Below are 24481 nucleotides of genomic sequence, written 5' to 3' on the forward strand. Positions count from 1 at the left end.
GCCCCCGCCCCGCCCCGCGGGACGATTGCCCACACGGGGGTGGGGCAGGCTTGGGCCATGGTTGCGATCAGCCGGCTCGATCTGGGGTACTTCACCCGGCCCGCCGAGGAATGGGGCGGGCCCCACGACCGCCAGGAGCCGACGCTCGGCTACCTCGTGCGGTACGGGAACGGCGCCCTGCTCTTCGACACCGGGATGGGGGAGGGCTCCCCCGAGGCGGACGCCCACTACCGGCCCGTCCGGCGGAGCCTCGACGTAGGGCCCGACGACGTGGACCTCGTGGTCAACTGCCACCTCCACTTCGACCACATCGGCGGCAACCAGCGCTTCCCCGACACCCCCGTCCTCGTCCAGCGCACCGAGCTCGCCACCGCCCGCGCCGGCGGGTACACCATCGACTCGCTCCTGCCCGGGGTCCGGTACGTGGAGCTGGACGGCGAGTACGAGATCGCGCCCGGCGTACGCATCGTGCCGACGCCCGGACACACCGAAGGGCACCAGTCCCTCTTCCTCGACCACGGCGACCGTGTGACCGTCCTCGCGGGACAGGCCTACGACTTCGCGGCCGAGTTCGGCACCCCGTACCGCCCCTGGCTCGACCGGCTCGCCGAGCTCGCCGCGGGCCGCCCCGCGCGTGTCCTGTTCGCCCATGACCATGACCTTTGGGAAGGGGTGCTGCCGCCGCCCCGGTAGCCTTTCCGCCCGTGACCGAAACCCTGATCTGGACCGTCGTCGCGCTGATCCTCATCGGCGTCTATCTCAGCTGGACCGCCGGACGGCTCGACCGGCTGCACTCCCGAATCGACGCCGCCCGCGCGGCCCTGGACGCGCAGTTGCTGCGCCGGGCCTCGGTCACCCAGGAGCTGGCCACCTCCGGTGTCCTCGACCCGGCCGCCTCGATCGTGCTGTACGAGGCCGCGCACGCCGCACGGCAGGCCGAGGAGGACCACCGGGAGGTCGCCGAGAGCGAGTTGAGCCAGGCTCTGCGGGTCGTGTTCGGCGAGCCCGAGCAGGTGGAACTCGTACGGGAGGCGCCCGGCGGCGACGACGCCGCGGAGGAGTTGGCGGCGTCCGTCCGCCGGGTGCCGATGGCCCGCCGTTTCCACAACGACGCCGTCCGTGCCGCCCGCGCCCTGCGCCGCCACCGTACGGTCCGCTGGTTCCGGCTCGCGGGCCACGCGCCCTTCCCGCTGGCCTTCGAAATGGACGACGAGGCCCCGGTGGCCCTTGCCGATCGCCCGGCCTGACGCCCTCAGCCTGCGAAAACGATCCACCGGGTCCACATTGGCCCTTGCTGTGGACTGCACGTGGACTGTTTCCTCGACCTAGTCGTCAACCCCCGTTGTCACGAGTGAGGTCCCCGTGTCCACCACGCCTTCCGTTTCCCCCCAGTCCCCCGAGACCGGCACCGCCCGTGTGAAGCGCGGCATGGCCGAGCAGCTCAAGGGTGGCGTGATCATGGACGTGGTCAACGCCGAGCAGGCGAAGATCGCCGAGGACGCCGGCGCCGTGGCCGTCATGGCCCTGGAGCGGGTCCCCGCGGACATCCGCAAGGACGGCGGCGTGGCCCGCATGTCCGACCCGAACATGATCGAAGAGATCATCGGCGCGGTCTCCATCCCGGTCATGGCCAAGTCCCGTATCGGCCACTTCGTCGAGGCCCAGGTCCTGCAGTCCCTCGGCGTCGACTACATCGACGAGTCCGAGGTCCTGACCCCCGCCGACGAGGTCAACCACTCCGACAAGTGGGCCTTCACGACCCCCTTCGTCTGTGGCGCCACCAACCTGGGCGAGGCCCTGCGCCGCATCGCCGAGGGCGCGGCCATGATCCGCTCCAAGGGCGAGGCCGGCACCGGCAACGTCGTCGAGGCCGTCCGCCACCTGCGCCAGATCAAGAACGAGATCGCCAGGCTGCGCGGCTTCGACAACAACGAGCTGTTCGCCGCCGCGAAGGACCTGCGCGCCCCGTACGAGCTCGTCAAGGAGGTCGCCGAGCTCGGCAAGCTCCCGGTCGTGCTGTTCTCCGCCGGTGGCGTCGCCACCCCCGCCGACGCCGCGCTCATGCGCCAGCTCGGCGCCGAGGGCGTCTTCGTCGGCTCCGGCATCTTCAAGTCGGGCGACCCGGCCAAGCGCGCCGCCGCCATCGTGAAGGCCACCACCTTCTACGACGACCCGAAGATCATCGCGGACGCCTCCCGCAACCTGGGCGAGGCCATGGTCGGCATCAACTGCGACACCCTCCCCGAGTCCGAGCGCTACGCCAACCGCGGCTGGTAATCACTCATGAGCACACCCGTGATCGGTGTCCTGGCACTCCAGGGCGACGTACGGGAGCACCTGATCGCCCTGGCCGCGGCTGACGCCGTGGCCAGGCCGGTCCGGCGCCCCGAAGAGCTGGCCGAGATCGACGGCCTGGTCATCCCCGGCGGGGAGTCCACCACCATCTCCAAGCTGGCCGAGCTGTTCGGCATGGCGGAGCCGCTGCGCGAGCGCATCGCCGCCGGCCTGCCGGTCTACGGCACCTGCGCCGGTCTGATCATGCTCGCCGAGAAGATCCTCGACCCGCGTTCGGGCCAGGAGACCTTCGGCGGCATCGACATGATCGTCCGCCGCAACGCCTTCGGGCGGCAGAACGAGTCCTTCGAGGCCGGCGTCACCGTCGCGGGCATCGAGGACGGCCCCGTCGAGGGCGTCTTCATCCGGGCCCCCTGGGTGGAGTCCGTCGGCGCCGAGGTCGAGATCCTCGCCGAGCACGAGGGCCACATCGTCGCCGTACGACAGGGCCGGGTGCTCGCGACCTCGTTCCACCCCGAACTCACCGGGGACCACCGCATCCACGCCCTGTTCGTCGACATGGTGCGCGCGGCACGCTGATCCGATCCCGGTAGGATCTCTGGGGTTCGTTCAGAAATGGGTTACGCGAAGGAGACAGGCAGATGTCCGGCCACTCTAAATGGGCTACGACGAAGCACAAGAAGGCCGTGATCGACGCCAAGCGCGGCAAGCTCTTCGCGAAGCTGATCAAGAACATCGAGGTCGCGGCCCGCACGGGCGGCGCCGACCTGGACGGTAACCCGACGCTGTTCGACGCCGTCCAGAAGGCGAAGAAGCAGTCGGTCCCGAACAAGAACATCGACTCCGCGCTCAAGCGCGGTGCGGGTCTCGAGGCCGGCGGCGCCGACTACGCCACGATCATGTACGAGGGCTACGGCCCGAACGGTGTCGCGGTGCTCATCGAGTGCCTCACCGACAACCGCAACCGCGCCGCCTCCGACGTGCGCGTGGCCATGACCCGCAACGGCGGCTCCATGGCCGACCCGGGCTCGGTCTCGTACCTGTTCAACCGCAAGGGCGTCGTCGTGCTCCCCAAGGGCGAGCTGTCCGAGGACGACGTCCTGGAGACGGTGCTCGAGGCGGGCGCCGAGGAGGTCAACGACCTCGGTGAGTCGTTCGAGATCATCAGCGAGGCCACCGACCTGGTGGCGGTCCGCACCGCCCTCCAGGAGGCCGGTATCGACTACGACTCCGCCGAGTCCAGCTTCGTCCCGACCATGCAGGTCGAGCTCGACGAAGAGGGCGCGCGCAAGATGTTCAAGTTGATCGACGCGCTGGAGGACAGCGACGACGTGCAGAACGTCTTCGCCAACTTCGACGTCAGCGACGAGGTCATGGAGAAGGTCGACGCCTGATCCGGGCCGTCGATCGACGCGGTTCCGCAGCGGGCCGACGGGGACACACCCCCGTCGGCCCGCTGTCGTTCGTGCGGCGTTGTCGGTGGCAGCGGATAGCCTGCACAAACAGGTGAGCGAGGAGGGGGAGCGGCGTGCGTGTTCTCGGGGTGGACCCGGGTCTGACCCGGTGCGGCGTCGGCGTCGTCGAGGGTGTCGCCGGACGGCCCCTGACCATGCTCGGCGTGGGCGTGGTGCGGACGGCCGCGGACGACGACATCGGGGTGCGCCTGGTCGGCATCGAGCGTGGCATCGAGGAGTGGCTCGACCGCTTCTCGCCCGAACTCGTCGCCGTGGAGCGGGTGTTCAGTCAGCACAACGTCCGTACGGTGATGGGCACGGCCCAGGCCAGTGCCGTCGCCATGCTCTGCGCCTCGCGCCGCGGCATCCCCGTCGCCCTGCACACCCCCAGCGAGGTCAAGGCCGCCGTCACCGGCAGCGGACGCGCCGACAAGGCACAGGTCGGGGCCATGGTGACCCGACTGCTCCGGCTCTCCGCGCCGCCCAAGCCGGCCGACGCCGCCGACGCCCTCGCCCTCGCCATCTGCCACATCTGGCGCGCCCCCGCCCAGAACCGTCTCCAGCAGGCCGTCGCCGAGAACCGTCTCCAGCAGGCGGTCGCCCGGCAGGCGTCCGCAGTGAAAGGCCGAACCCGATGATCGCCTTCGTCAGCGGCCCGGTCGCCGCGCTCGCCCCCACCACGGCCGTCATCGAGGTCGGCGGTGTGGGCATGGCCGTCCAGTGCACCCCGGGAACGCTCGCGGGACTGCGGATCGGTGAGGACGCCCGGCTCGCCACCTCCCTCGTCGTACGGGAGGACTCCCTCACCCTGTACGGCTTCGCCGACGACGACGAGCGACAGGTCTTCGAGCTCCTCCAGACCGCGAGCGGCGTCGGGCCCCGCCTCGCCCAGGCCATGCTCGGGGTCCACAGCCCGGACGCCCTGCGCCTCGCCGTGTCCACCGGTGACGAGAAGGCCCTCATGGCCGTCCCCGGCATCGGCAAGAAGGGCGCGCAGAAACTCCTCCTCGAACTGAAGGACAAGCTCGGCGCGCCGCTCGGCAGCAGTGGCATGGTCGGCGCGCAGCGGGCCGCGGCCTCCGGGCCCGCGCCGTGGACGGAGCAGCTGTCGGCCGCGCTGATCGGGCTCGGGTACGCGAGCCGCGAGGCGGAGGAGGCGGTGGCGGCGGTGGCGCCGCAGGCCGAGGAGGCGATCGCCTCCGGCGGGTCGGCGCCGGTGCCGCAGCTGCTGCGGGCGGCCTTGCAGTCCCTGAACCGCGCGCGCTGACGGTGAACCGCTGCGCGGGGCCGCCCAGAGGGCGGAATTCCAGCCCGCCCGGCGTTCGAGGACACGGCCGAAGGCCGTACGGGGGCCTGGGGGCTTGCCCCCGGTTTAGGGAAGGGGCGGGGTGGGGGAATCGCCCCGCAGGGTCACCGCCCCCGCCCCGCACAAGACCATCGCACCACCACCAAGAAGGCAGACAACCGTGAACTGGGACGACGACGAGACCACCGGCGACGACGAGGGACGCATCGTCGGGGCGTCGGCCGAGGGCGACGACCAGGCCGTCGAGGCGGCTCTGCGGCCCAAGGACCTCAGTGAGTTCGTCGGCCAGGAGAAGGTCCGTCAGCAGCTCGACCTGGTCCTCAAGGCCGCCCGTCAACGCGGTGCCACCGCTGACCACGTGCTGCTCTCCGGCGCCCCCGGCCTCGGCAAGACCACCCTCTCGATGATCATCGCCGCCGAGATGAACGCGCCGATCCGCATCACCTCGGGCCCCGCCATCCAGCACGCCGGCGACCTCGCCGCGATCCTCTCCTCCCTCCAGGAGGGGGAGATCCTCTTCCTCGACGAGATCCACCGGATGTCCCGGCCCGCCGAGGAGATGCTCTACATGGCGATGGAGGACTTCCGCGTCGACGTCATCGTCGGCAAGGGCCCCGGCGCCACCGCCATCCCGCTCGAACTCCCGCCGTTCACCCTGGTCGGCGCCACCACCCGGGCCGGACTCCTGCCGCCGCCGTTGCGCGACCGCTTCGGCTTCACCGGCCACATGGAGTTCTACGACCCGGACGAGCTGCAGCGCGTGATCCACCGCTCCGCCGGACTCATGGACGTCGAGATCGACCCGGCGGGCGCCGCCGAGATCGCCGGCCGGTCCCGCGGCACCCCCCGCATCGCCAACCGGCTGCTCCGCCGCGTCCGCGACTACGCCCAGGTCAGGGCCGACGGCGTCATCACCCGGGAGATCGCCGAGGCGGCCCTCAGCGTGTACGAGGTCGACGGCCGAGGCCTCGACCGGCTCGACCGGGCCGTCCTGGAGGCCCTGCTCAAGCTCTTCGGCGGCGGCCCCGTCGGCCTCTCCACGCTCGCCGTCGCGGTGGGGGAGGAGCGCGAGACCGTCGAGGAGGTCGCCGAACCCTTCCTCGTACGCGAAGGACTGCTGGCCCGTACGCCCCGTGGTCGGGTCGCCACGCCCGCGGCATGGGCGCACCTGGGACTGGTTCCGCCGCAGGCAGCGGGCCCTGAGAGCGCCGGGAACGGCGCGGGAATGGGACAACAGGGGCTCTTCGGGGCGTGACGGTGGTGACACTCGCCCGGACAGGAACCGGGGTGCGATGCTGGACGTTGTTCAGTCGATGCGGACTCGCCTAGACTCCGCCGATGCCGCCCTTTCTGGTCGGCGCGCCCACCCCCGAAGATCAGGCCGCGGGTTCTCCGCGACCGTGCGAAGGAAACCCGTCCCGTGAGCATCGTGACCCTCCTCCCCTTCATCGTCCTCATCGGGGCCATGTTCCTGATGACCCGCTCTGCCAAGAAGAAGCAGCAGGCCGCGGCGCAGATGCGCAACGAGATGCAGCCCGGCACCGGTGTACGGACGATCGGGGGGATGTACGCCACCGTCAAGGAGATCGCCGACGAGACCGTCCTCCTCGAGGTCGCGCCCGGCGTGCACGCCGTCTACGCCAAGAACGCGATCGGCGCCGTCCTCGAGGACTCCGAGTACAACCGCATCGTCCACGGTGACGACGTGGACTCGGACTCCGACACCGTCGTCCCGGACGACGCCTCGTCGCTGACCGAGGCCGCCGAGGCCACGGAGACCGTCGAGGACGCGCCGAAGGCCGATCTGACGAAGAAGTCGGACGTGTCCGACGCCGCTGAGGGCCAGAAGGACGGCAAGGCCGACGGCGAGACCGACGCGAAGTAGTCGCGGCCGAGGACACCGCGCACGCCCACCGGCGTGCGCGGTTCTCGGAACGGTTCCACGTCTGCGGGGGAAGGTCCCCACACACACTTCGTGGCCGTCCCGCGCACACCCGGCGCGGGACGGTTGGACAGGGAGATACGACAGGTGGCAGCACCGAAGAAGGGCCGAAGGCCGGCGGGGGGACAGAGCCGGCCGGGCCGCGCCCTGGCACTCATCCTGATCGCCATGGTCGCGCTCACCGGCGGCATGTTCTGGTCGGGGCACACCACCCCGCGCCTGGGCATCGACCTCGCCGGCGGTACGTCGATCACACTCAAGGCCAAGGCTGATCCCGGCCAGGAGTCGGCGGTCAACGAGACCAACATGAACACCGCCGTCGGCATCATCGAGCGCCGTGTCAACGGTCTCGGTGTCTCCGAGGCCGAGGTCCAGACGCAGGGCCGCGAGAACATCATCGTCAACATCCCTCGCGGGACGAACGAGAAGCAGGCCCGGGAGCAGGTCGGTACCACCGCCCAGCTCTACTTCCGGCCCGTTCTCGCGGTGACGAACGGTGGACCCGCGCCGGCGCGCAGCGCCAGCTCCTCCGGTTCTCCCTCCGCCACGCCGAAGCCGTCCGCGTCCGCCTCCGGCTCGACCGTGGGCGAGAAGTCGGCCACCCCGACGGCCACCGGCTCCGCCCAGGGCCGCGCGCTCACCGAGGCCCTCAAGGCCCCGACGCCGACGCCCACCGGCAGCGCCTCGTCGTCCTCGACGCCGAAGGCCACCGGAACCCCGTCGGAGCCCCCGGCGCCGGATGCCGCCACCGCGGCGCTCCAGCAGAAGTTCACCTCCCTGAACTGCCTGGACCCCAAGCAGCGCACCGCCGCCGGCCAGGGCGTCCTGCCGGCGCAGCCGACCGTGGCCTGTGGCGAGGACGCGCCGGGCGTGTGGTCGAAGTACCTCCTCGGCCCGGCCGAGGTCGAGGGCCGTGACGTCGACGACGCCAAGGGCCAGCTCGACCAGCAGCGCGGCATGTGGATCGTCACCATGGACTTCACGGACGCGGGTTCGAAGAAGTTCCAGGCGATCACCAGCAAGCTCTCGGCGCAGGCCGACCCGCAGAACCGCTTCGCGATCGTCCTGGACGGCGAGGTCGTCTCGGCCCCGTCGGTGCGCCAGACGCTGAGCGCCAGCGCCGAGATCTCCGGCAACTTCAACCAGCAGTCGGCCCAGGACCTCGGCAACATCCTGTCGTACGGTGCCCTGCCGCTGACCTTCGAGACGCAGAGCGTCGACACGGTCACCGCCGCGCTCGGCGGTGACCAGCTGGAGGCCGGTCTGATCGCCGGCGCCATCGGCCTCGGTCTGGTCATCATCTACCTGGTCGCCTACTACCGCGGCCTGTCGCTGATCGCCATCCTCAGCCTCGGTGTCTCCGCGCTCCTCACCTACGTGATCATGGCCCTGCTCGGCCCGGCCATCGGCTTCGCGCTGAACCTGCCGGCCGTCTGTGGAGCCATCGTCGCCATCGGTATCACCGCGGACTCGTTCATCGTGTACTTCGAGCGCATCCGCGACGAGCTCCGCGAGGGCCGCTCGCTCCGCCCGGCCGTCGAGCGCGCCTGGCCGCGTGCCCGACGCACGATCATGGTCTCCGACTTCGTGTCGTTCCTGGCCGCGGCCGTGCTCTTCATCGTCACCGTCGGCAAGGTCCAGGGCTTCGCGTTCACGCTCGGCCTGACCACCCTGCTCGACGTCGTGGTGGTGTTCCTCTTCACCAAGCCGGTCATGACGCTTCTCGCGCGGACCAAGTTCTTCGGCGAGGGCCACGCCTGGTCCGGCCTGGACCCGAAGCGACTCGGCGCCAAGCCGCCGCTGCGCCGCACCCGTCGTGCCAATGCCTCTGTCGCTGGCCCTGTCGACCCGAAGGAGGCGTGAGATGTCGAAGCTCGGCGATCTCGGCGCCCGGCTCCACCGTGGTGAGGTCGGCTACGACTTCATCGGCAATCGCAAGATCTGGTATGGCCTGTCCATCCTGATCACCATCACCGCCATCGTGGCCCTGGCCGTCCGCGGCCTCAACATGGGCATCGAGTTCCAGGGCGGTGCCGTCTTCACCACCCCGAAGTCGGAAGTCTCCGTCAGCCAGGCGCAGGAGTACGCGGAAGAGGCCTCCGGCCACGACGCGATCGTCCAGCAGCTCGGCAACGGCTCCCTGCGCATCCAGGTCGGCGGCCTCGACACCGCGCAGTCCGACAAGGTCCGCACGGAGCTCGCCAAGGACCTGAACGTCCCCGAGGACAAGATCGCGGCGGAGCTGGTCGGCCCCAGCTGGGGTGAGCAGATCGCCACCAAGGCCTGGACCGGTCTGGGGATCTTCATGATCCTCGTGGTGATCTATCTGGCCATCGCCTTCGAGTGGAGAATGGCGGTCGCCGCGCTCATCGCGCTGATCCACGACCTCACGATCACGGTCGGCATCTACTCGCTGGTCGGCTTCGAGGTCACCGTCGGTACGGTCATCGGTCTGCTGACGATCCTCGGATATTCGCTGTACGACACGGTCGTCGTCTTCGACTCCCTCAAGGAGCAGACGAAGGACATCACGAAGCAGACCCGCTTCACGTACAGCGAGCTGGCCAACCGCTCGATCAACGGCACCCTGGTCCGTTCGATCAACACCACCGTCGTCGCGCTGCTGCCGGTCGCCGGCCTGCTCTTCATCGGTGGTGGCGTCCTCGGCGCCGGCATGCTCAACGACATCTCGCTGTCGCTGTTCGTCGGTCTCGCCGCCGGTGCGTACTCCTCGATCTTCATCGCCACCCCGCTCGTCGCCGACCTCAAGGAGCGCGAGCCGGCGATCAGGGCACTCAAGAAGCGCATCATGGCGAAGCGGGCCGGTGCGGCCGCCAAGGGCGAGTCGTACGACGGGTCGGACGACCGGTCCGTCGACGAGAACGAGAACGAGATCGCCGTCGTCGGCCCGCGGGCGAGCCGTCGCGGCCGCTCCTCGGAGCACCGAGGATGACCGCCGAGGCCCAGGACGTCACCGACCTCCTGCTCAGCCGCATCCGCGACGTACCGGACTACCCGAAGCCCGGCGTGCTGTTCAAGGACATCACGCCGCTGCTCGCGGACCCGGCGGCGTTCACGGCGCTCACCGACGCCCTCGCCGGGCTGTGCTCCGCGCACGGCGCGACGAAGATCGTCGGTCTCGAGGCGCGCGGCTTCATCCTGGCCGCCCCGGTGGCCGTCCGCGCGGGACTGGGCTTCATCCCGGTCCGCAAGGCAGGCAAGCTCCCCGGGGCGACGCTCCGCCAGGCGTACGAGCTGGAGTACGGCACCGCCGAGATCGAGGTGCACGCCGAGGACCTGGCCGCGGGCGACCGCGTCATGGTCATCGACGACGTCCTCGCCACCGGCGGTACGGCCGAGGCCTCCATCGAGCTCATCCGCCGCGCGGGCGCCGAGGTGGCGGGCGTCGCGGTCCTGATGGAACTCGGCTTCCTGCCGGGCCGAGCCCGCCTGGAGCCGGCTCTGAACGGCGCTCCGCTCACGGCGCTGATCACCGTCTGACATCGGGCTTCACCCCGCACGGGGCGCTCCGGGGAATCCCCGGGGCGCCCCGTCGGTTTTCCGGAGTGTGCCGGTCCGGGACCCGGGGGACGTCCCGGCCCGCTGTCGGGCCCGTCCACCGCCCCGGCCGCGTGAGCAGCGCGTGTCCGGGCTCGATACCATGGCCACTCCGGGCCTGACCGGGGGACCCGGTACCTCCCCCAGACTCCGTCCGGGGGGACCGCCAGAGGAGCGCTCTTGCCAGACGAGGCCCAGTCACTCTCCGCCGCGCAGCCCGACCCGAAGGCCGACAAGGCCGCGCCGGGGACGGGCACGCCCCAGAACAAGCCCGCGGAGACCGGGCCCGCGCCTGCCGCGTCCGCGTCGCCCGCCCCCGAGGCCCCGGCCCCCACGCGGCCCGCCCCGGCGGCGCCCGCCCGCTCGGGAGGCTCCTCCAACCGCGTCCGCGCCCGCCTCGCCCGGCTCGGCGTCCAGCGCTCCTCCCCGTACAACCCGGTCCTCGAACCGCTGCTGCGGATCGTCCGCTCCAACGACCCGAAGATCGAGACGGCGACGCTCCGCCAGGTCGAGCGGGCCTACCAGGTCGCCGAGCGCTGGCACCGCGGCCAGAAGCGCAAGAGCGGCGACCCGTACATCACGCACCCGCTCGCCGTCACCACGATCCTCGCCGAGCTCGGCATGGACCCGGCGACGCTCATGGCCGGCCTTCTCCACGACACCGTCGAGGACACCGAGTACGGCCTGGAGGACCTGCGCCGCGACTTCGGCGACCAGGTCACCCTGCTCGTCGACGGCGTCACCAAGCTCGACAAGGTCAGGTTCGGCGAGGCCGCGCAGGCCGAGACGGTCCGCAAGATGGTCGTCGCCATGGCCAAGGACCCGCGCGTCCTGGTCATCAAGCTCGCCGACCGCCTGCACAACATGCGCACCATGCGCTATCTCAAGCGGGAGAAGCAGGAGAAGAAGGCCCGCGAGACCCTCGAGATCTACGCGCCCCTGGCCCACCGCCTGGGCATGAACACCATCAAGTGGGAGCTGGAGGACCTCGCCTTCGCGATCCTCTACCCCAAGATGTACGACGAGATCGTCCGGCTCGTCGCCGAGCGCGCCCCCAAGCGGGACGAGTACCTCGCCATAGTGACCGACGAGGTCCAGGCCGACCTGCGGGCGGCCCGCATCAAGGCCACCGTCACCGGCCGCCCCAAGCACTACTACAGCGTCTACCAGAAGATGATCGTCCGCGGCCGTGACTTCGCGGAGATCTACGACCTGGTCGGCATCCGCGTCCTCGTGGACACCGTCCGCGACTGCTACGCGGCCCTCGGCACCGTCCACGCGCGATGGAACCCGGTCCCCGGCCGGTTCAAGGACTACATCGCGATGCCGAAGTTCAACATGTACCAGTCGCTGCACACGACGGTCATCGGACCCAACGGCAAGCCCGTCGAGCTCCAGATCCGCACCTTCGACATGCACCGGCGCGCCGAGTACGGCATCGCCGCGCACTGGAAGTACAAGCAGGAGGCCGTCGCCGGTGCCTCCAAGGTGCGCGCCGACGTGCCGAAGAGGACCGGCAAGGACGACCACCTCAACGACATGGCGTGGCTGCGCCAGCTCCTCGACTGGCAGAAGGAGACCGAGGACCCCAGCGAGTTCCTGGAGTCCCTGCGCTTCGACCTCTCGCGCAACGAGGTCTTCGTCTTCACGCCCAAGGGCGACGTCATCGCGCTGCCCGCCGGCGCGACCCCCGTGGACTTCTCGTACGCCGTCCACACCGAGGTCGGCCACCGCACCATAGGGGCCCGGGTCAACGGGCGGCTCGTGCCGCTCGAATCGACCCTCGACAACGGCGACCTGGTCGAGGTCTTCACCTCCAAGGCCGCCGGCGCCGGGCCCTCCCGCGACTGGCTGGGCTTCGTCAAGTCCCCGCGCGCCCGCAACAAGATCCGGGCCTGGTTCTCCAAGGAGCGCCGCGACGAGGCCATCGAGCAGGGCAAGGACGCCATCGCGCGGGCCATGCGCAAGCAGAACCTGCCGATCCAGCGGATCCTCACCGGCGACTCCCTCGTCACCCTCGCCCACGAGATGCGCTACAGCGACATCTCCTCGCTGTACGCGGCGATCGGCGAGGGCCACGTCACCGCCCAGTCCATCGTGCAGAAGCTGGTCCAGGCGCTCGGCGGCGAGGAGGCGGCCACCGAGGACATCGACGAGGCGGCCCCGCCCACCCGCGGCCGCTCCAAGCGCCGCTCCAACGCCGACCCCGGTGTCGTCGTCAAGGGCGTCGAGGACGTCTGGGTGAAGCTGGCCCGCTGCTGCACCCCGGTGCCCGGCGACCCGATCATCGGCTTCGTCACCCGCGGCAGTGGCGTATCGGTTCACCGCAGCGACTGCGTCAACGTGGAGTCGCTCTCCCGCGAGCCGGAGCGGATCCTCGAGGTCGAGTGGGCGCCCACCCAGTCCTCGGTCTTCCTCGTCGCCATCCAGGTCGAGGCCCTGGACCGCTCGCGGCTGCTCTCGGACGTCACCCGGGTCCTCTCGGACCAGCACGTCAACATCCTCTCGGCGGCCGTCCAGACCTCCCGCGACCGGGTGGCCACCTCGCGCTTCACCTTCGAGATGGGCGACCCGAAGCACCTGGGCCACGTCCTCAAGGCCGTACGGGGCGTGGAGGGCGTCTACGACGTCTACCGCGTGACCTCGGCCCGCAGGCCGTAACGGCACGTACGAGGAAGGCCCCCCGGCACTGAGCCGGGGGGCCTTCCTCGTACGGTCACGGCTTCGTCAGCCGCCGAACTCCTCCAGGCCCTTCATGGCCTGGTCGAGCAGGGCCTGGCGGCCCTCCAGCTCACGGGCGAGCTTGTCGGCCTTGGCGTCGTTGCCGGCGGCGCGGGCCGCGTCGATCTGCTTGCGCAGCTTCTCGACCGCGTCCTGGAGCTGACCGGTCAGACCCGCGGCACGCGCGCGTGCCTCCGGGTTCGTCCGGCGCCACTCGGTCTCCTCGGCCTCCTGGATGGCCCGCTCCACCGTGTGCATCCGGCCCTCGACCTTGGGACGGGCGTCACGCGGGACGTGGCCGATGGCCTCCCACCGCTCGTTGAGGGAACGGAAGGCGGCGCGCGCCGCCTTCAGGTCCGACACCGGCAGCAGCTTCTCGGCCTCGGTCGCGAGCTCCTCCTTGAGCTTGAGGTTCTCGGTCTGCTCCGCGTCCCGCTCGGCGAAGACCTCGCCGCGCGCCGCGAAGAAGACGTCCTGGGCGCCGCGGAAGCGGTTCCACAGGTCGTCCTCGTGCTCGCGCTGGGCGCGGCCGGCCGCCTTCCACTCCGTCATCAGGTCGCGGTAGCGGGCCGCCGTGGTGCCCCAGTCGGTGGAGTTCGACAGCGACTCCGCCTCGGCGACCAGGCGCTCCTTGGCCTTGCGGGCGTCCTCGCGCTGGGCGTCGAGCGAGGCGAAATGGGCCTTGCGACGCTTCGAGAACGCCGAGCGGGCGTGCGAGAAGCGGTGCCACAGCTCGTCGTCGGACTTGCGGTCGAGCCGGGGCAGGCCCTTCCAGGTGTCCACGAGCGCCCGCAGCCGCTCGCCCGCGGAGCGCCACTGCTCGCTCTGGGCCAGCTCCTCGGCCTCGGTGACGAGCTTCTCCTTGGCGGAGCGCGCCTCGTCAGTCTGCTTGGCCTTCTGGGCCTTGCGCTCCTCGCGGCGCGAGTCGACCGTCTCGACGAGCTTGTCGAGACGCGTCGCGAGCGCGGCCAGGTCGCCGACGGCGTGGTGCTCGTCGACCTGCTGCCGGATGTGCTCGATCGCCGCGGTGGCGTCCTTCGCCGAGAGGTCGGTGGTCTTCACCCGCTTCTCGAGGAGGCCGATCTCGACAACCAAGCCCTCGTACTTGCGCTCGAAGTAGGCCAGAGCCTCCTCAGGGGTGCCGGCCTGCCACGATCCGACGACCTTCTCGCCTTCGGCCGTCCGCACGTACACGGTGCCCGTCTCGTCGACGCGGCCCCACGGGTCGCTGCTCACAGCGCCTCCTCACCATGATGCCGTCGCGGGGTCGTACCCCCCGGGCATCGTCCACAGTTTCCCGGCGGGCCTCGCCCGCCTTCCGCAGCGCGGCCGACGGCCCAACGCTGCACAACGCCAATCTAGGCGAACCGCGGCCCGGCTGTCCGCACTCAGCGCGACCGAGATTCGGCGGTCACGCGTGCGTGCGGACCCCGGCTCACTTCTTCGCGACGGCCGCCTTCTCGATGGTGACGGCCTTCTTCGGGGCGCCGTCGGCGGCGCCGCCGTCGACACCGGCCGCGGCGACGTCCTTGACCACCTTGAGGCCGGCCGCGTCCATCTTTCCGAACGGCGTGTAGCTCGGCGGCAGCTTGGTGTCCTTGTAGACGAGGAAGAACTGCGAGCCGCCACTTCCCGGCTGCCCGGTGTTGGCCATCGCCACGGTGCCCGCGGGGTAGGTCACCGAGCCGTCCGCGCCCGCCTTGCCCAGCGCGCCCAGGTTCTCGTCGGGGATGGTGTAGCCCGGGCCGCCGGTGCCGTCGCCCTTGGGGTCACCGCACTGGAGCACGAAGATGCCGCTGGTGGTGAGGCGATGGCACTTCGTCCCGTCGAAGTACTTCTTCGCGGCGAGGTGCGAGAAGGAGTTCACCGTGCGCGGGGTCTTCGCCGCGTCCATGGTGACCGTGATGTCGCCCTCGTTCGTCTTGAGCGCCATGGCGTACGTGGCCTTGGCGTCCACCGACATCTTCGGCTCGGCGCTCGACGACTCGCTCTGCGAGGGCGCCGGGCTGCTGGGCGAGCTGCTCGCCGAGTTGTCGGAGCCCGCCGCGTTGTCCTTGGGGGAGTCCTCGCCCGTCAGCGCCACGGACGCGTACACCGCGCCGCCCGCCGCGAGGACGACCGCGAGGGCGGCCGCGACGACGGTGTTGCGGCGCTTCGCCTTGCGCCGGCTCTCCTCCCGCCGCTGCTGCTGCCGCGCGTACTTCTCCCTGGCAAGCTGCCGCCGCCGCTGATCGCTGGTGACCACCGGTTCCGCTCCTGTCGCTCGTCTGTTCCTGTCCTGGCCGGGTGTGCCCGTACCGTATACGGGTTGGCTGTGGAACCGGCACCGCCGGTAGGCTCTGATCTGCCGCATTCCGCGTTTTCGGTGAGTTCCACGGAAATCCGCGGCCCCGTGCCGGACGACATCTAAGGACGAACGTGCTGATTGCCGGGTTCCCCGCCGGGGCCTGGGGGACCAACTGCTATCTGGTCGCCCCCGCCGCAGGCGAGGAGTGCGTGATCATCGACCCGGGCCACCAGGCCACCCAGGGTGTCGAGGAGACGCTGAGGAAGCATCGGCTCAAGCCCGTCGCCGTCGTCCTGACCCATGGACACATCGACCACGTCGCCTCCGTCGTCCCGGTGTGCGGCGCCCATGACGTCCCCGCGTGGATCCACCCGTCCGACCGCTACATGATGAGCGACCCGGAGAAGGCCCTCGGCCGCTCCATCGGGATGCCCCTCATGGGCGAGCTGACCGTGGGAGAGCCCGACGACGTGCGAGAACTGACGGACGGCGCCGAGCTGAAGCTCGCCGGTCTGGACTTCTCCGTCGCCCACGCGCCCGGTCATACCAAGGGGTCGGTGACCTTCAGGATGCCGGAGACCACGGAGATCCCCTCCGTGTTCTTCTCCGGGGACCTGCTGTTCGCCGGCTCCATCGGACGCACCGACCTTCCCGGCGGTGACATGGACGAGATGCTCGAATCGCTGGCCCGTGTGTGCCTGCCGCTCGACAACTCGACCGTGGTGCTGTCGGGACACGGTCCCCAGACGACCATCGGCCAGGAGCGCGCCACCAACCCCTATCTGCGGGACGTGGCGGCCGGCTTCGGGAGCGCGAAGGCTCCCCGACGAGGAATGTGACGAGACTTTCGTGAGCACCTTTCAGGCCCCCAAGGGCACGTACGACCTGATCCCGCCCCGCTCCGCCACCTTCCTGGCGGTCCGGGACGCGATCTCCACGCCGCTGAGGAACTCCGGCTACGGCTACATCGAGACGCCCGGTTTCGAGAACGTCGAGCTGTTCTCCCGCGGTGTCGGTGAGTCCACCGACATCGTGACCAAGGAGATGTACACCCTCACCACGAAGGGCAACGACCACCTCGCCCTCCGCCCGGAGGGCACCGCCTCCGTCCTGCGCGCGGCCCTCCAGGCCAACCTGCACAAGCAGGGCAACCTGCCGGTGAAGCTCTGGTACTCCGGCTCGTACTACCGCTACGAGCGCGCCCAGGCGGGCCGCTACCGCCACTTCTCCCAGGTCGGCGCCGAGGCGATCGGCTCCGAGGACCCGGCGCTCGACGCCGAGCTGATCATCCTGGCCGACCAGGCGTACCGCTCCCTCGGGCTGCGCAACTTCCGCATCCTGCTCAACTCGCTGGGCGACAAGGAGTGCCGTCCCGTCTACCGCGAGGCGCTCCAGGGCTTCCTGCGCGGGCTCGACCTCGACGAGGAGACCCTGCGCCGCGCCGAGATCAACCCGCTGCGGGTCCTCGACGACAAGCGCGAGTCCGTGCAGAAGCAGCTCGTCGGCGCCCCGCTGCTCGGCGACTACCTGTGCGACGCGTGCAAGGCGTACCACGAGGAGGTGCGCGCCCTGATCACCGCGGCGGGCGTGGAGTTCGAGGACGACGCCAAGCTGGTGCGCGGCCTGGACTACTACACCCGCACCACCTTCGAGTTCGTCCACGGCGGTCTGGGCTCGCAGTCCGCGGTCGGCGGCGGCGGTCGCTACGACGGCCTCTCCGAGATGATCGGCGGCCCCGCGCTGCCGTCCGTCGGCTGGGCGCTCGGCGTGGACCGTACGGTCCTCGCCCTGGAGGCGGAGGGCGTCGAGCTCGACCTCCCCGCCGTCACCAGCGTCTTCGCCGTGGCCATCGGCGAGGAGGCCCGCCGGATCCTCTTCGGCAAGGTCACCGAGCTGCGCCGGGAGGGCATCTCCGCGGACTTCTCGTTCGGCGGCAAGGGCCTCAAGGGCGCGATGAAGGACGCCAACCGCTCGGGCGCCCGCCTCGCCGTCGTCGCCGGTGAGCGCGACCTCGCCGACGGTGTCGTCCAGCTCAAGGACATGGAGTCCGGCGAGCAGCAGGCGGTCGCCGTGGACGCGCTGCTCGACGCGGTACGGGCCAAGCTGGCCTGACGGACGTTCCGGAGAAGGGGCCCGGACCCACGCGCGTGCGTGGGTCCGGGCCCCTTCTCGTCGCCCTTATGTTCGCTTCACTTATCTCCGGCGAACGGTGGGCGCGGTGCCCCGTACGGCAGAATGACCGTGCCCACAAGGCCCGCGAGCGAGGGAACAGGCGACATGACGAAGGCAGCGGTGGACGAGGCCGCGTCCGGCCGGCACGAGGACGGCACGATCGGGGCGAGCAAGGCCTTCGCCTGGATGCTCGTGATCACCGGAGCGGCCGGGGTGCTCGCCGCGTGGGTCATCACGCTCGACAAGTTCAAGCTCCTGGAGGACCCGAACTTCGTCCCCGGGTGCAGCCTCAACCCGATCGTCTCCTGCGGCAACATCATGAAGAGCGAGCAGGCCTCGGTCTTCGGCTTCCCGAACCCGATGCTGGGCCTCGTCACGTACGCCATGGTGATCGCGATCGGTCTCGCTCTGCTCGCGGGGGCCCGCTACCGCCGCTGGTACTGGCTCGGCCTCAACGCCGGCACCCTCTTCGGCGTCGGCTTCTGCACCTGGCTGATGTACCAGTCGCTGTACGAGATCAACTCGCTCTGCCTGTGGTGCTGCCTGGCCTGGGTCGCCACCATCGTCATGTTCTGGTACGTGACCTCGCACAACGTCCGCAGCGGCGTCATCCCCGCCCCGCGCGGCCTCAGGACCTTCTTCGACGAGTTCACCTGGGTCCTCCCCGTCCTCCACATCGGGATCATCGGCATGCTGATCCTGACCCGCTGGTGGGACTTCTGGACGAGCTGACCGTCCGGCCGGCGCGGGCCGCTCTGTCAGTGCGGTGACCTAGGCTTCATGACTGTGGAGCCCGACCTCTTTACCGCAGCAGCCGAAGACCGCCAGGAGAAGGACCCCGCCGGCAGCCCGCTGGCCGTCCGGATGCGCCCGCGCACCCTCGACGAGGTGGTGGGGCAGAAGCACCTGCTCAAGCCCGGATCGCCGCTGCGCCGGCTCGTGGGCGACGGCGACGGCGGCCCGGCCGGCGCCTCCTCGGTGATCCTCTGGGGCCCGCCCGGGATCGGGAAGACGACCCTGGCGTACGTGGTCTCCAAGGCGACCGACAAGCGGTTCGTGGAGCTGTCGGCGATCACCGCGGGCGTCAAGGAGGTCCGCGCCGTCATCGACGGAGCCCGGCGCGCGGTCGGCGGCTACGGCAAGGAGACCGTCCTCTTCCTCGACGAGATCCACCGCTTCTCCAAGGCCCAGCAGGACTCGCTGCTGCCCGCCGTCGAGAACCGCTGGGTGACGCTCATCGCCGCCACCACCGAGAACCCGTACTTCTCGATCATCTCCCCGCTCCTCTCCCGCTCCCTGCTCCTCACCCTGGAGCCGCTGACCGACGACGACCTGCGCGGCCTGATGGCCCGGGCGCTCACCGGCGAGCGCGGGCTCGGCGGGGCCGTGACCCTGCCGGAGGACGCCGAGGCCCACCTCCTCCGTGTCGCCGGCGGCGACGCCCGGCGCGCCCTGACCGCCCTGGAGGCGGCCGCGGGCGCGGCCCTCGCCAAGGGCGAGCCGGAGATCACCCTGGAGACGGTCGAGGAGACCGTCGACCGCGCGGCCGTGAAGTACGACCGGGACGGCGACCAGCACTACGACGTGGCCAGCGCGCTCATCAAGTCGATCCGCGGTTCGGACGTGGACGCGGCCCTGCACTACCTGGCCCGGATGATCGAGGCGGGGGAGGACCCGCGCTTCATCGCCCGACGCCTCATGATCTCCGCGAGCGAGGACATCGGACTCGCCGATCCGAACGCGCTGCCGATCGCCGTCGCCGCCGCACAGGCCGTCGCGATGATCGGCTTCCCCGAGGCGGCGCTCACCCTCAGCCACGCGACGATCGCCCTGGCCCTGGCCCCGAAGTCGAACGCGGCGACGACCGCGATCGGCGCCGCCCTGGCGGACGTGCGCAACGGCCTCGCGGGATCGGTCCCGCCGCATCTGCGCGACGGCCACTACAAGGGCGCGGCCAAGCTCGGCCACGCCCAGGGCTACGTCTACCCCCATGACGTCCCGGGCGGCATCGCGGCCCAGCAGTACGCCCCGGACACCATCCACGGCAAGCAGTACTACGCCCCGACCCGCTACGGCGCGGAAGCGAGATACGCGGACGTGGTGGAGCGAGTGCGGGCCCGCCTGAAGGGCGACGAGTAGCGAGCGCACGCGCCTGGCCTCGCCCTCATGATCCGTGAAGCGGGAGTTCTGCTCCTGGCCCTGAGCGCAGTGGCGTGCGCACCCGGCGACGTACGGCCCGCACCGACGGCAACCGTCCTCCCCCTCGTCACCCCCGGCTTCCCGCCCACCGCCGCGCAAGCGCGCACACGGCTCGCCGGGCTCAAGGTCGCCTGGGGCGAGAACTGGCAGACGTACGAGCGGGCGAAGTTCGGGAACGGCTGGTCCGACGAGACCGACGCCCCCGGCGGGCGCAACGGCTGTGACACCCGGGACGACGTGCTTCACCGGGACCTCGACGACGTCCGGCTCGGCGACCGGAACCCGTGCGTCGTCCTGTCCGGCGTCCTGCACGACCCGTACACGGGCAAGGAGCTGCCCTACTCGTACCGCAAGGCCTCGCAGATCCAGACCGACCACGTCGTCGCGCTCGGCGCGGCCTGGCGTGCGGGCGCCTGGGCGTGGACGCCCGAGCGGCGACTGACGTACGCCAACGACCTGGACGTGCTGCTCGCCACCGACAAGCAGACCAACTACGACAAGAGCAGCAAGACCCCGGACAGGTGGCGGCCGCCGAGGAGCGCGTACGGGTGCGAGTACGGCCGGCGCTGGACCGGGATCAAGGCGAAGTACGGACTCACGGTGTCCCCGCCGGAGAAGAAGGCCGTCGAGGAGCTGCTCGCCACCTGCCGCTGAGGCGGCCGGACCGCGTGCGAGGGAGTCCCGCGGAGCCGGTACACTGGTCGGGATTGCTGCGTCCCGTGTCCGGCTCCGGTCGGCACCACCAGAACGGGACAGTCAGCCGGAGACCCGACCCTCGGGTGGGGTTTCCAGGAGCGTCGCGCACCTTCGAAGGTGTCGCGTGCCACCCACCACCACCCGGGATCCCGGGACCGGCGGTGGGTCGTTCGCGTGCTGCACGTATGTGCCCAGACCTGGGAGCGGCTGCCCGGCACGGTCCGTCCTGTACGGACCCGACGGGTTTCCCGGCTGCGGATGCGACCTCCCCTAACCCTGGTGAAGCCGTTTCGTACCAGTAGAGAGGTTGGTTCATGCCGAACCAGTCCCGTCCCAAGGTCAAGAAGTCGCGTGCCCTCGGCATCGCGCTGACCCCGAAGGCTGTCAAGTACTTCGAGGCCCGCCCCTACCCGCCGGGCGAGCACGGCCGTGGCCGCAAGCAGAACTCGGACTACAAGGTCCGTCTGCTCGAGAAGCAGCGTCTGCGCGCCCAGTACGACATCAGCGAGCGCCAGATGGCGCGCGCCTACGACCGTGCCAAGAAGGCCGAGGGCAAGACGGGCGAGGCGCTGGTCGTCGAGCTCGAGCGTCGCCTCGACGCCCTGGTCCTGCGTTCGGGCATCGCCCGCACCATCTACCAGGCCCGTCAGATGGTCGTCCACGGCCACATCCAGGTCAACGGTGGCAAGGTCGACAAGCCGTCGTTCCGCGTCCGTCCCGACGACGTCGTGATGGTCCGCGAGCGCAGCCGCACCAAGCCGCTGTTCGAGGTCGCCCGTGAGGGTGGCTTCGCCGCCGACGGTGAGACCCCGCGCTACCTGCAGGTCAACCTGAAGGCCCTGGCCTTCCGCCTCGACCGCGACCCGAACCGCAAGGAAATCCCGGTCATCTGCGACGAGCAGCTGGTCGTCGAGTACTACGCCCGCTGATGCGGGCCCCCGGCGGAAGCCGGGGGACGTAGTACCACCCCCGCGGTGTTCAGCCCGCCGCTTCCCCACCCTTACCGGTGGGGGAGCCGGCGGGCTTCCGCGTTCCCGGGACCGCCGCCGCGCCGGCCGTACGGAACGGACGCGGGGCGGATTCCTCCGGAGCGACACCGAGGGCCGGGCTCCGACCGGCCACGAGTGCCCGCTCCACCGCCTCCGCCGCCGAGAGCCCCTGACCCGCCCGGAACGCGGCGCCGTACGCCTCCGCGCCGAGCGCCTCCTCGGCCTGCCGCTCGCAGAGCGCCCTCGGCACGTCGAACGCCTCCGAGCCGAAGAGCCGGACACCCACCGTGTCCCACACCGGGACCGCCGCCCCCTGGAGGACCGCGGCCTCCGTCGGATCACCCTCGCTCACCGTCACCAGGGCGAGCAGCTCGATCGCCAGGACGAGGCCGACCAGATCACGGAAGCTGTCGTTGATCGACACGCACTCGGTGAGCAGCTCCCGCGCCTCCCCGTACGCGCCCCGCGTCCACGCCAGATACCCCAGCACATAGAGGGCGTACGCCCTCGCCCACAGCTCGCCCCGCTCCTCGCAGACGTCCCGGACCTCCCGGGAGAGCGCGCTCGCCCCCTCCTGGTCACCCCGGAAGGCCCGCGCCATCGCCAGCTCGATCTGCGCCATCAGCACATTGCTGTTCAGCTCACCGAGCTCCCGGTACGCGTCGAGCGCCCGCCCGATCAGCTCCTCGGCCCGCGGCATGTCGTCCGTGAGCAGCGCCAGACAGCCCATCCGATGCGTCGCGTACGCCTCCGCCAGCGCGTTCCGCGAGGACCTGGCCCGCTCCCCGCACTCGTGGAGCGCCGCCACCGCCGCCGTACCGTCGCCCTGCAGCACCGCCACGTATCCGAGCACCCAGAGCGCCTTGAGCCGTGCCTCCTCGTGGCCGGATTCGAGCGCAAGTGCCCGGTCCAGCCAGTGCCGGCCCTCCGAGAGGCGCCCGCAGCCCACCCACGCGAACCAGAGCGTGCCCGCCAGATGCTGGGCGAGATGCGCGTCCTCCGGCAGCTCCAGACACAGGTCGAGGGCCGCCCGCAGATGCGGCAGCGCCGCCTCCGTCAGGGCGGCCACCTCGGGCTGGCGCGGGCTGAACCACTCCAGCTCGCACCAGGTGGCCAGACCCATGTACCAGTCGCGGTGCCGACGCCGCATCCGCTCCGTGTCGTCGAGCGCCACGAGCCACTCCGCCCCGTACGCCGCGACCGTGTCGAGCATCCGGTACGCGGGACCCGCCGGCGTGTCCTCGCGGGTGAGCAGCGACTGCGCGAGCAGCCCGCCGAGGAGATCCAGGATCCGCTCCGGCGGCAGCTCAGGGCCCCCGCACACGTACTCCGCCGCCTCCAGGTCGAAGGGGCCGGGGAAGACCGAGAGGCGCGCCCAGAGGAGCCGCTCCTCCGGGGTGCACAGCTCGTGACTCCAGCCGATGGCGGTGCGCAGCGTCTGATGACGGGGGAGCGCCCCGCGCGTGCCGTCCGTGAGGAGCCGGAAGCGGTCGTCGAGTCGGTCCAGCATCTGCTCGACGGAGAGCAGCGGCAGCCGCCCCGCCGCCAGTTCGAGGGCGAGCGGGATCCCGTCAAGACGCCGGCACAACTCCCGTACGGCGTCCCGGCCGCCGGTCCGGCCCGGGCCGCCGGCCGGACCTCCGGGGACACCGGGCCGGGCCGCGGCCGGGTGGGCGGGAGCTCCCGTCAGTGACGGAATCGCGTGGAAGGCGCCGCCCCCCGCCCCCGGCAGGCTCGGCGCGCCCGCCTCCGCCGCCCGCTCCGCGAGCAGCGTCATCGCCTCCGTCTCGCCCAGCGGTGCCAGCGGGAACACGGCCTCGCCCGCCACCCGCAGGGGCCGCCGGCCGACCGCGAGGACGGTCAGCCCGGGAGCGTGTTCGAGGAGCTCCCGTACGAGCGGCGCGCAGTGCTCCACGAGGTGCTCGAAGCCGTCCACGACCAGCAGCGTCCGACGCTCGGCGAGATGCTCGACGAGCGCCTCGCGCGGAGGTCTCGGGGTGTGGTCGGTCAGGTCGAGCGCCTCGACCAGGGCGTACTCGATCAGCTCGGGGTCGCGCAGCGGCGCGAGCTCGGCGAGCCGGACCCCGTCGCTGTAGCGTTTCTGCACCCCCGCGGCAGCCCTCAGGGCGAGCCGGGTCTTGCCGACCCCGCCCACGCCCACGACCGTGACCAGGCGGGACGCCTCGAGGAGCGCCGTCAGTGCGGCCTGCTCGCTGGTCCGTCCGACGAACCGGTTGAGCTCCGCCGGGAGATTGCTCCGTCGCATGGGACACGGAGCGTACTCACCCCCACGCGCTCCGTACAATCGGTTCCCGTAACTCCCGTCCCACAGGCGGTAATGCGGTTCGGGGCGACAGCCCGGGCGCGATAGGGTCGGGGGACGACTTTTCGCAAGGGCCCAACGACAGCAGAGAGCGGTGCAGAGTGACCGGTGGAGAGGTTGCCGGGATCCTGGTGGCCGTCTTCTGGGCGATCCTGGTCTCCTTCCTCGCCGTGGTTCTGGTGAGGCTGGCGCAGACGCTCAGGGCGACCACCAAGATGGTGGCGGACGTGACCGAGCAGGCCGTTCCCCTGCTGGCCGACGCCTCCGCGACCGTCCGCTCGGCACAGACCCAGCTCGACCGGGTCGACGCCATCGCCTCGGACGTCCAGGAGGTCACCTCCAACGCCTCCGCGCTCTCCTCCACCGTCGCCTCCACCTTCGGCGGCCCGCTCGTCAAGGTCGCCGCCTTCGGCTACGGGGTGCGCAAGGCGCTCGGCCGCGGCGGGGACGGCGCGGACGTGCCGCGGGCCTCCTCGCGACGTACTGTGATCGTCGGCCGTACCGTGCCGTCCTCGCGACGCCGGAAGCAGAAGGGCTGA

The 24481-nt window shown here is 71.0% G+C and carries 23 protein-coding genes; 20 read left to right on the forward strand and 3 right to left on the reverse strand.

Features of this window, described 5'->3' with window-relative positions; all coding sequences use genetic code 11:
* Window positions 1-57: 57 nt before the first annotated feature.
* The 13 genes from N5875_RS31710 (at window position 58) to N5875_RS31770 (ending at window position 13216) form a co-directional block, all read left to right on the forward strand.
* Entirely contained in the window at window positions 58-693 is a 636-nt protein-coding gene (locus N5875_RS31710; RefSeq protein ID WP_318206801.1) for an N-acyl homoserine lactonase family protein, read from the forward strand.
* 11 nt (window positions 694-704) lie between these two features.
* Complete coding sequence (locus tag N5875_RS31715) at window positions 705-1247, forward strand: hypothetical protein (RefSeq protein WP_318206800.1); 543 nt, start codon at window positions 705-707, stop codon at window positions 1245-1247.
* Between the two features lie 115 nt (window positions 1248-1362).
* Window positions 1363-2277 (forward strand): pyridoxal 5'-phosphate synthase lyase subunit PdxS, encoded by a 915-nt coding sequence (gene pdxS, locus N5875_RS31720; protein ID WP_030204560.1) that lies wholly within the window; start codon window positions 1363-1365, stop codon window positions 2275-2277.
* Between the two features lie 6 nt (window positions 2278-2283).
* A complete protein-coding gene (gene pdxT, locus N5875_RS31725; RefSeq protein ID WP_063886646.1) occupies window positions 2284-2874 on the forward strand; it encodes a pyridoxal 5'-phosphate synthase glutaminase subunit PdxT in 591 nt (196 codons plus the stop codon).
* 62 nt (window positions 2875-2936) lie between these two features.
* Complete coding sequence (locus tag N5875_RS31730; protein WP_030204558.1) at window positions 2937-3689, forward strand: YebC/PmpR family DNA-binding transcriptional regulator; 753 nt, start codon at window positions 2937-2939, stop codon at window positions 3687-3689.
* Between the two features lie 134 nt (window positions 3690-3823).
* A complete protein-coding gene (ruvC, locus tag N5875_RS31735; protein WP_318206798.1) occupies window positions 3824-4387 on the forward strand; it encodes a crossover junction endodeoxyribonuclease RuvC in 564 nt (187 codons plus the stop codon).
* Window positions 4384-5016: a Holliday junction branch migration protein RuvA gene (gene ruvA / locus N5875_RS31740; protein WP_318206797.1), complete on the forward strand. Its 633-nt coding sequence runs from the start codon at window positions 4384-4386 to the stop codon at window positions 5014-5016. The genes ruvC and ruvA overlap by 4 nt, the downstream gene beginning before the upstream one ends.
* Window positions 5017-5215: 199 nt before the next feature.
* Window positions 5216-6310, forward strand: a complete 1095-nt coding sequence (gene ruvB / locus N5875_RS31745) for a Holliday junction branch migration DNA helicase RuvB (protein WP_318206796.1) — start codon at window positions 5216-5218, stop codon at window positions 6308-6310.
* A 165-nt stretch (window positions 6311-6475) separates the two neighbouring features.
* Window positions 6476-6940 carry a preprotein translocase subunit YajC gene (yajC, locus tag N5875_RS31750; RefSeq protein WP_318206795.1) on the forward strand — a complete coding sequence of 155 codons (465 nt, stop codon included), beginning with the start codon at window positions 6476-6478 and terminating at the stop codon, window positions 6938-6940.
* A 144-nt stretch (window positions 6941-7084) separates the two neighbouring features.
* A complete protein-coding gene (secD, locus tag N5875_RS31755) occupies window positions 7085-8860 on the forward strand; it encodes a protein translocase subunit SecD (protein WP_338497627.1) in 1776 nt (591 codons plus the stop codon).
* A 1-nt stretch (window position 8861) separates the two neighbouring features.
* Complete coding sequence (gene secF, locus N5875_RS31760; RefSeq protein ID WP_318206793.1) at window positions 8862-9950, forward strand: protein translocase subunit SecF; 1089 nt, start codon at window positions 8862-8864, stop codon at window positions 9948-9950.
* Window positions 9947-10498, forward strand: a complete 552-nt coding sequence (locus tag N5875_RS31765) for an adenine phosphoribosyltransferase (RefSeq protein WP_318206792.1) — start codon at window positions 9947-9949, stop codon at window positions 10496-10498. The genes secF and N5875_RS31765 overlap by 4 nt, the downstream gene beginning before the upstream one ends.
* A 237-nt stretch (window positions 10499-10735) precedes the next feature.
* On the forward strand, window positions 10736-13216 hold the full coding sequence (locus N5875_RS31770; protein WP_318206791.1) for a bifunctional (p)ppGpp synthetase/guanosine-3',5'-bis(diphosphate) 3'-pyrophosphohydrolase: 2481 nt from the start codon (window positions 10736-10738) through the stop codon (window positions 13214-13216).
* Window positions 13217-13282: 66 nt separating this feature from the next.
* On the opposite strand, the gene N5875_RS31775 is transcribed toward N5875_RS31770, so the two are convergent.
* Window positions 13283-14512, reverse strand: a complete 1230-nt coding sequence (locus N5875_RS31775; protein WP_318206790.1) for a DUF349 domain-containing protein — start codon at window positions 14510-14512, stop codon at window positions 13283-13285.
* Window positions 14513-14711: 199 nt separating this feature from the next.
* Window positions 14712-15521 carry a peptidylprolyl isomerase gene (locus tag N5875_RS31780; protein WP_318206789.1) on the reverse strand — a complete coding sequence of 270 codons (810 nt, stop codon included), beginning with the start codon at window positions 15519-15521 and terminating at the stop codon, window positions 14712-14714.
* 173 nt (window positions 15522-15694) lie between these two features.
* On the opposite strand from N5875_RS31780, the gene N5875_RS31785 reads away from it, so the two are divergent.
* The 6 genes from N5875_RS31785 (at window position 15695) to rpsD (ending at window position 21559) form a co-directional block, all read left to right on the forward strand.
* Window positions 15695-16402, forward strand: a complete 708-nt coding sequence (locus tag N5875_RS31785; protein WP_318206788.1) for an MBL fold metallo-hydrolase — start codon at window positions 15695-15697, stop codon at window positions 16400-16402.
* A 10-nt stretch (window positions 16403-16412) separates the two neighbouring features.
* Window positions 16413-17675 (forward strand): histidine--tRNA ligase, encoded by a 1263-nt coding sequence (gene hisS, locus N5875_RS31790; protein WP_318206787.1) that lies wholly within the window; start codon window positions 16413-16415, stop codon window positions 17673-17675.
* 165 nt (window positions 17676-17840) lie between these two features.
* Window positions 17841-18467, forward strand: a complete 627-nt coding sequence (locus N5875_RS31795) for a vitamin K epoxide reductase family protein (RefSeq protein ID WP_318206786.1) — start codon at window positions 17841-17843, stop codon at window positions 18465-18467.
* A gap of 54 nt (window positions 18468-18521) precedes the next feature.
* Window positions 18522-19874, forward strand: coding sequence for a replication-associated recombination protein A (locus tag N5875_RS31800; protein ID WP_318207360.1), 1353 nt, complete (start codon window positions 18522-18524; stop codon window positions 19872-19874).
* A 27-nt stretch (window positions 19875-19901) separates the two neighbouring features.
* A complete protein-coding gene (locus N5875_RS31805) occupies window positions 19902-20588 on the forward strand; it encodes an HNH endonuclease family protein (protein ID WP_338497633.1) in 687 nt (228 codons plus the stop codon).
* Window positions 20589-20944: 356 nt separating this feature from the next.
* The gene (rpsD, locus tag N5875_RS31810; RefSeq protein WP_024758279.1) at window positions 20945-21559 is read left to right on the forward strand and encodes a 30S ribosomal protein S4; all 615 of its coding nucleotides are present in this window, start codon (window positions 20945-20947) and stop codon (window positions 21557-21559) included.
* Window positions 21560-21608: 49 nt separating this feature from the next.
* Here rpsD and N5875_RS31815 read toward each other — a convergent pair whose 3' ends face one another.
* The gene (locus N5875_RS31815) at window positions 21609-23885 is read right to left on the reverse strand and encodes an AAA family ATPase (protein WP_338497639.1); all 2277 of its coding nucleotides are present in this window, start codon (window positions 23883-23885) and stop codon (window positions 21609-21611) included.
* A 158-nt stretch (window positions 23886-24043) separates the two neighbouring features.
* Here N5875_RS31815 and N5875_RS31820 point away from each other — a divergent pair, with 158 nt between their 5' ends.
* Window positions 24044-24481: a DUF948 domain-containing protein gene (locus tag N5875_RS31820; RefSeq protein WP_318206783.1), complete on the forward strand. Its 438-nt coding sequence runs from the start codon at window positions 24044-24046 to the stop codon at window positions 24479-24481.

The sequence above is a fragment of the Streptomyces sp. SJL17-4 genome, assembly GCF_036826855.1.
Lineage (GTDB): Bacteria > Actinomycetota > Actinomycetes > Streptomycetales > Streptomycetaceae > Streptomyces.

Bases quoted from the DNA above. Each gene is read 5' to 3' on its own strand.
- N5875_RS31710 (WP_318206801.1), top strand. From the start codon at position 58: ATGGTTGCGATCAGCCGGCTCGATCTGGGGTACTTCACCCGGCCCGCC.
- pdxT (WP_063886646.1), top strand. From the start codon at position 2,284: ATGAGCACACCCGTGATCGGTGTCCTGGCACTCCAGGGCGACGTACGG.
- N5875_RS31730 (WP_030204558.1), top strand. From the start codon at position 2,937: ATGTCCGGCCACTCTAAATGGGCTACGACGAAGCACAAGAAGGCCGTG.
- ruvA (WP_318206797.1), top strand. From the start codon at position 4,384: ATGATCGCCTTCGTCAGCGGCCCGGTCGCCGCGCTCGCCCCCACCACG.
- secF (WP_318206793.1), top strand. From the start codon at position 8,862: ATGTCGAAGCTCGGCGATCTCGGCGCCCGGCTCCACCGTGGTGAGGTC.
- N5875_RS31765 (WP_318206792.1), top strand. From the start codon at position 9,947: ATGACCGCCGAGGCCCAGGACGTCACCGACCTCCTGCTCAGCCGCATC.
- N5875_RS31795 (WP_318206786.1), top strand. From the start codon at position 17,841: ATGACGAAGGCAGCGGTGGACGAGGCCGCGTCCGGCCGGCACGAGGAC.
- N5875_RS31805 (WP_338497633.1), top strand. From the start codon at position 19,902: ATGATCCGTGAAGCGGGAGTTCTGCTCCTGGCCCTGAGCGCAGTGGCG.
- rpsD (WP_024758279.1), top strand. From the start codon at position 20,945: ATGCCGAACCAGTCCCGTCCCAAGGTCAAGAAGTCGCGTGCCCTCGGC.
- N5875_RS31815 (WP_338497639.1), bottom strand. From the start codon at position 23,885: ATGCGACGGAGCAATCTCCCGGCGGAGCTCAACCGGTTCGTCGGACGG.